We start from the raw sequence: 6,000 nt of genomic DNA on the forward strand, positions 1-6,000 counted from the left end.
ACTATTTTGTAACTGCTTGTTTGCAAATATTTACATTGAAGAAATTACGAATTCGCTTCGACGGTTTCTTAGATGCTCCTCTTCAGAACATTTTACTCCATCTTTACATTTGTTCAATAATCTGCTTTCTCCGTAACCGGTTCCTTTCAAACGATCTGCAGCAATGTCTTTTGAAGTCAGCCAAGCCATAATAGATTTAGCTCTTTTATCTGATAAAGTCATGTTGGACTTAGCAGAAGATCGACTGTCGGTATGCGAACGGATATCAATTTTCATTTTAGGATATTCTTGCATTACAGCCAAAATTTTCTCTAATTCTACTGCTGCCTGATCCGTTATATTCCATTTACCTAAATCAAAATAAATCATAGATATATTAAGAGTTTTAGCTAAATCAGTTCCCACTTTTACCGTTTTCATAGCTGGAATTGGAATTTCAAAAGCTACAATTCTTTCTTTTTCCAAAGCAAAATCTAGTCTGTTATCAATTGCAGATGCAACTGAAATCGAAGCTACTTTAACCGGATACATCTTTCTTTCTACCTTAACTGAATATTTCTTATCGCAGTTAACTTTGAAGCTGTAAGCACCATCTTTTGCTGTTTCTAAAACTTGCAATACTTGATTGTTTTCGTCAAGCAAAGTTACGATCGCTCCTTCAATAGCTTCATTAGATTTACTATCAGAAATAATTCCTATTAAGTTTCTTTCGCAAACCAATTTTTTGGTTTCTGTAAATTTATAAATATCATCACTTCCGATCCCTCCTTTTTTGTTTGAAGAAAAATAGCCTTTACGTGTCTTACTGTCAATAATAAAAGCAAAATCATCGTATTTGGTATTTATTGGTTCTCCAATGTTTTGAACCTGATCAAAAGTTCCATTTTCCAGAATTTTTGAAACCACTATGTCTAGACCTCCAAGTCCCGGACGTCCGTCAGTTGCAAAATATAATTCATTATCTCCCGAAATAAATGGAAAAGTCTCTCTCCCTTCCGTATTAATTCCTGCGCCTAAATTTTCAGGTTTCCCAAAAGTCCCGTCATCATTAATTGTTACGCTGTATAAATCGGACTGTCCTAATGTTCCTGGCATATCAGAAGCAAAATACAATTTCTTTTCGTCTAGACTTAACGCTGGATGTGCTGTACTGTACTGATCGCTATTAAAAGGAAGTTCTTTAATATTAGCCCAGTTTCCATCTACCAAAACAGCTTTATACAGTTTTAATAGCGTAATATTTTTATCATCCTTTCCACGCTTTCCATCCAGATAATTATTTCTGGTGAAATACATTGTTTTTCCATCTTTTGTAAATACAGGTGTCGATTCATTAAATTTAGAGTTAATTTCTTTGTTTAATAGTACCGCATTATTGGTGTCGCCATTAGGTTTAATTGTAGCAATATATAAATTGGTGAAATTTTTATTATTCCATTTAAAAGTTTTTCCCTCTTTATTTTTAATTTCCCTTGCAGAGCTAAACACTAAATTGTTATTCAGAAACGCGCTTCCAAAATCTGAATTCTCCGAATTTACATTAGCAGGAGAAATTTCAAAACGTCCTGAATTCATTTTAATCTGTTCCAGATAGTTTCTATTATTATCAAACAAAATCCCTCTACTATCAGAGTTTTTATTTCTATTAAATTCTTCAAGTATTTTGTCCGCTTTTGCATAATCTCCAGCTGATTTTAAAGATTGTGCGTATCGATATAAATATTCCGGATCTTGTTTTGAATTTAATTTAAAAAGTTTGTCATACCAAGCGGAAGCTTTAGTCAGTTCGGCATTAAAATAATAAGCATTACCCAATCTCTGAAACATCTTTTCATCTTCCAGACCTTTTGAAGCTAGCTTTTCATAAATTGCAATCGCATCAGCGTAAGCGTAATTATTATATTCTTTTTCCGCTTGATCCAGCAGTGCTTTTTGCGCCGTTGCATTAAAAAAGAAAAAAGACAGAAAAACAGCGTATAGTATTCTCTTAAGTTTCATAATTAGAAAAATCTTGGTGATGTAATTCGGTTATAACCTTTCATAAACTCAAAACGCAGGAAGATCTCGTGAGAACCTGAGTTATAATTATTCAGCTTTGTTGTTTCACGGTCATAAGCATATCCGATGTACATACTTTTTTTAATCTGAAATCCAGCCATTGCACTTAAAGCGGCACTCCATCTGTACGAAACTCCTAATACGAACTTGTCATTAAACATAAAGTTTCCTGACACATCTACTTGTAAAGGTGAACCTTCTACCATCTTAACCATCGCTGCTGGTTTAAATTTGATCATTTCGTAATGATCCAGGTTAAAAACATATCCTGCAATTAAATAATAATTAATCTGCTCTTTATAAATAGCATAATCATTATCATCGTAACGATTGGTCTGAATGAAATTTGGAACAGACAAACCGACATATCCTTTGTCTGAATGGTAGTAAACCCCTGCTCCAATGTTCGGAGTAAACTTATTTCTAAAATTTGCAAACTGCGGATCTCCTTCATTTTCCATTCTCAATTTATTCGGATCCAGATTAAAAAGATTACCTGATCCTTTGATACCAAACGACAATTTGGCTTCTGCCGATGTCTGAATCGAATAAGACAGATCTACTGAAAAATCATTTTCATTTGTAGGTCCAATTTTATCATTAACCAAAGAAAAACCTAATCCTAATCTACTGTTATTTAAAGGCGTATTTACAGATAAAGTACTTGTTTCTGGCGCGCCATCCAGTCCGACCCACTGTGTTCGGTATAATCCAAAAACACTTACAACACCTCTTGAACCAGCATATGCAGGATTTATATTGATGGTATTGTGCATATATTGCGTATACTGCGCATCCTGCTGTGCAAAAACTGCAGCGGAACAAAACAATAATAATAAAGCTAATTTTTTCATTTATATATTTTTAAAATAATGGCTTAACCTATGGCTAAGCCATTTTTATTAATATGGAAATATTATCTAGTCAGGTATAGATATCCTGCTTCCTGTTTTGCCTTAGAAGCATTATCCTTATATCTTAAAATGTAATAATATGTTCCTTCAGGAAGTCCGTTTGATTCCTTAACAGTTGTTCTTCCTTCTGAGTATCCTTTAAACACTACATCATTATTGTTGTAATGATCTCTTTCGAATACCAGAATTCCCCAACGGTTATAAATCTGAACTGTGTTTTCCGGATAGCATTCAATTCCTCGTATGTAGAACCTTTCGTTAAATTTATCTCCGTTTAAAGAAACAGCGTTATAAATTTTTATACTACAACCGTTTATTAGTTCAATCACAGTTGGATTATCACCGTTTACATTTTCAGAATCTGACACATCTGTTACCACTATACCACTTTGAGTACTTCCTGAAACTGATGCTTGATTATTTACAGATCCCGCATTAATGTCAGCCTGAGTTAAAGTATAGGTTCCTGTAAATGTTAGACTATCGCTTTTTCCGACACCTAATGATATTGGTCCTCCCGTAATTACAATACCAGGAAGAAGATCAGAAATTGTCAAATTGTTTAAAGCAATATTTCCAGTATTGGTAACTGTAAAAGTATAAGTTAACGTTTCTCCTGCTTCTACATTGCCATTACCATTTTCGTCATTCAGTGTCACTTTCATAATCAGAGATACAGATGGTGTTTCTACAAAAATGCGGACAGTAGCCGTACTGCAGTTGTTTGGATTTGCTTTTTCGCAAATCTGGTATGTTAAAATATAATCACCGCCTTTTGTTCCAGGAGCAACATCAATTGTTCCATCCTGATTTAACGTAATTCCTTGAGGGAATTTATCTGCTGTTAAAATAACATCAACTGGGGTAACTGGTAAACCATTTAGTTTGTCATTATTTAAGACATTGATAACTTCCAATGAACCGTTAATTCCGTCTGCATTAGTAACATTATTATCGTTTCCTGCTTCAATTCCAAACTGAGGTTTAGCATTACATCCAGATACAGCTGAAGGGTAATTTACAATAACAGATTGAGTAGGATTCAGTGTAAACTGCATCGTAACTGCCGGTCTTGTTAATTCAAATCCATCATTCCCTTCTATCCATTTTCCGTTAGTCAACACCCATCCTGGCCAGTCAGTAGGTAGATTGTTTGCATCCACTTTCGCACCTGGCCATAATACAGTACCACTTAAAGGCATTCCTGTCTGTGTTGCTACAATACGATTTGCACTGTCAATCCAATTAATGGTTAGTAAACCAGTTGGAGTAAAATTATCCGCTTTAACGCTGTATGAAACATACGGAGCATTATTCAAACAGTAACTTTCTGCAGTAATGGTCATTGTTGTAGCAACAACAGTTACTGTAACTGAAGTTGAAGTACAGTTTCCTGAATTCGCTTTTTCACAGATTTCATAAGTCAATGTATAAGTTCCCGCTGGAGCATTTGGAGCTAACTCTACTGTTCCATCAGACTTCAACGTTAATACATTATTCGGATCTGGAGTCAAGACATTCAGATTAACATCATTAATGGATAAAGGATTATTATCTAATTTATCATTAGTTAAAACATTAATTACTTTAACTATTTCATTGATACCCACTACAGAACCGATTTCATCCTTAACTGCGATAAGTGTTCTCTTATCAACAGGAATCGTAACCGTTGCAGGCGTTGCATCTACAGCACCGCTGTTATCGGTAGCTGTGAAAGTGAAGGTATCATTTCCTGAGAATGAACCGTTAGGAGCATAAGTCAGCTGTCCTGCCTGTGCAGGCGTAAGAACCTGTCCAGCTGCTACAGCCGTTCCGTTCAGCGCTAAAGTTCCATGTGACGGTAATGTTATAATTGTATAAGAAACAATCGTTCCATCTGAATCACTTGCAGTCAACGCTTTTATTGCCGTTGCTCCAGCGCTAGAAGGAATTGCTGCATTTGTATCATTGTTTGCAATTGGAGCATTGTTGCCAACCGTAATAGTAAACACTGCCGATGCTGATACCGCTCCTATGTTATCAGTTGCGATAAAAGTGAAAGTATCATCACCAGTAAATTTTCCGCTTGGAGCATAAGTCAGCTGTCCAGCCTGTGCAGACGTAAGAATCTGTCCAGCCGTTACAGCCGTTCCGTTAAATGTTAAAGTTCCATGTGACGGTAAAGCCACAACTGTATAAGAAGCAATTGTTCCATCTGTGTCTGATGCCGTTAAAGGATCAATCGCCGTAGCTGAAGCTGTTGAAGGTATCACAGCCGTATTAACAGCTGCATTTGCTGTCGGCGCGTTATTGCCAACAGGAATCGTAAACGTCGCAGGCGTTGCATCCGAAGCTCCGCTATTATCGGTAGCAGTGAAAGTGAAAGTATCATCACCTGTGAATGTTCCGCTTGGGGCGTAAGTAAGCTGTCCGGCCTGTGCAGGCGTAAGAATCTGTCCAGCCGTTACAGCTGTTCCATTCAGCGCTAAAGTTCCGTGCGACGGCAAAGCCATAACTGTATATGAAGCAATCGTTCCATCTGTGTCTGATGCCGTCAAAGCATCAATCGCCGTAGCTGAAGCTGTTGAAGGTATAACAGCCGTATTAACAGCTGCATTTGCTGTCGGCGCGTTATTGCCAACAGGAATCGTAAACGTCGCAGGCGTTGCATCCGAAGCTCCGCTATTATCGGTAGCCGTGAAAGTGAAACTATCATCACCTGTGAATGTTCCGCTTGGGGCGTAAGTAAGCTGTCCGGCCTGTGCAGGCGTAAGAATCTGTCCAGCCGTTACAGCCGTTCCGTTCAGCGCTAAAGTTCCGTGTGACGGTAAAGCCACAACTGTATATGAAGCAATTGTTCCGTCTGTGTCTGATGCCGTCAAAGCATCAATCGCCGTAGCTGGAGCTGTTGAAGGTATCATAGCCGTATTAACAGCTGCATTTGCTGTCGGCGCGTTATTGCCAACAGGAATCGTAAACGTCGCAGGCGTTGCATCCGAAGCTCCGCTATTATCGGTAGCCGTGAAAGTGAAACTATCATCACCTG

General features: G+C 37.5%; 3 protein-coding genes. All 3 read right to left on the reverse strand.

The features are described from left to right. Positions 1 to 30 precede the first annotated feature (30 nt). Positions 31 to 1,998, reverse strand: a complete 1,968-nt coding sequence (locus LL966_RS22665; protein WP_229356495.1) for an OmpA family protein — start codon at positions 1,996 to 1,998, stop codon at positions 31 to 33. 2 nt (positions 1,999 to 2,000) lie between these two features. Beyond that, a complete protein-coding gene (locus LL966_RS22670; RefSeq protein ID WP_229356497.1) occupies positions 2,001 to 2,912 on the reverse strand; it encodes a PorP/SprF family type IX secretion system membrane protein in 912 nt (303 codons plus the stop codon). A 62-nt stretch (positions 2,913 to 2,974) separates the two neighbouring features. Then, the coding region (locus tag LL966_RS22675; RefSeq protein ID WP_229356499.1) for an Ig-like domain-containing protein at positions 2,975 to 6,000 on the reverse strand (3,026 nt) is incomplete at its 5' end.

Origin of the sequence: Flavobacterium chungbukense (assembly GCF_020805785.1) — a bacterium.
Lineage (GTDB): Bacteria > Bacteroidota > Bacteroidia > Flavobacteriales > Flavobacteriaceae > Flavobacterium > Flavobacterium chungbukense.